Raw genomic sequence first — 1,129 nt, 5'->3', positions numbered from 1 at the left:
GGTAATCCTCCCATAAATAACCGAAGTTAAAAGTAGAGGTTAAGCAGCCATTAAAGGTGGCTTTCCTTTGTTAGCCTGATGTGGTCTTTCATGATTGTAATGCCACAGCCAACTTGTTGCATAATCTTGTACTTCATCCAAAGTATCAAATAAATGTTTGCTCAGCCAGCTATAACGTACGGTTCTATTATAACGTTCAATATATGCATTCTGCTGTGGCTTACCTGGTTGAATATATTCAATACGTATACTGTGTTCAGTTGCCCAGCGCACAAATTCATGACTGATAAATTCAGGTCCATTGTCACATCGGATCACTAACGGTTTTTCTCGATATTCTAGTAACTGATTGAGGGTTCGAATAACTCGGATTGTAGGTAATGAGAATCCTGCTTCAATCGCTAAACCTTCTCGACGGTAATCATCAATCACATTTAATAATCGGAACTTTCGACCATCGATCAGCTGATCATGCATAAAATCCAGTGACCAGACCTGATTTTCCCGGATCGGTTCTTTCAGAGGTTCTGGTGCATGCCGTTTCAGTCTTCTTCTTGGTTTAATACGCAGGTTTAGCGCTAGTTCACAGTAAATGCGGTAAACACGCTTGTGATTCCAAGCATAATTTTCAACATGACGTAGATAAGAGAAACACAGACCAAAGCCCCAATCTGTATTTTCTTCAGTGAGTTCAATCAACTGTTCTGCAATGAGAGCATTGTCATCACTGAGTTGAGCCTGATAACGGTAGCAGGTTTCACTGATACTAAATGCACGGCAAGCTAGACGAATGCTAATGGCATGATGGGCAACTGCCTGTTGTGCCATCTTACGTCGGCAAGATGGCTTCACCACTTTTTTGCCATCGCTTCCTGAATGATTTCTGCCTTTAATCGTTCTTCTGCATACATCTTTTTAAGTCTGGTATTTTCTGCTTCCAGCTCTTTCAGCCGTGCCATCAATGATGTATCCATACCACCATATTTGGCACGCCATTTATAAAAGGTCGCATTACTCATGCCGTGTTCACGGCAAAGGGCGGCAACAGGTGTACCAGATTCAGCCTGCTTCAAGATGGACATGATTTGGCTGTCAGTAAATTTAGATGTTTTCATGCAGAATCTCCTGC

General features: G+C 41.9%; 1 protein-coding gene. It reads right to left on the bottom strand.

Annotated features, from left to right (window positions below):
* Positions 1-39: 39 nt before the first annotated feature.
* Positions 40-1,115 (bottom strand): IS3 family transposase gene (locus tag HLH16_RS14965; protein ID WP_171529913.1). Its coding sequence is split into 2 segments (ribosomal slippage): positions 40-863 and positions 863-1,115, totalling 1,077 coding nucleotides; the frame shifts between segments, so codons are not numbered across the junction.
* Positions 1,116-1,129 lie beyond the last annotated feature (14 nt).

The sequence above is a fragment of the Acinetobacter sp. ANC 5378 genome, from assembly GCF_013004315.1.
GTDB lineage: Bacteria > Pseudomonadota > Gammaproteobacteria > Pseudomonadales > Moraxellaceae > Acinetobacter.
The sequence above is the reverse complement of the archived record's forward strand: the minus strand, read 5'-3'. Positions and strand labels throughout refer to the sequence as shown.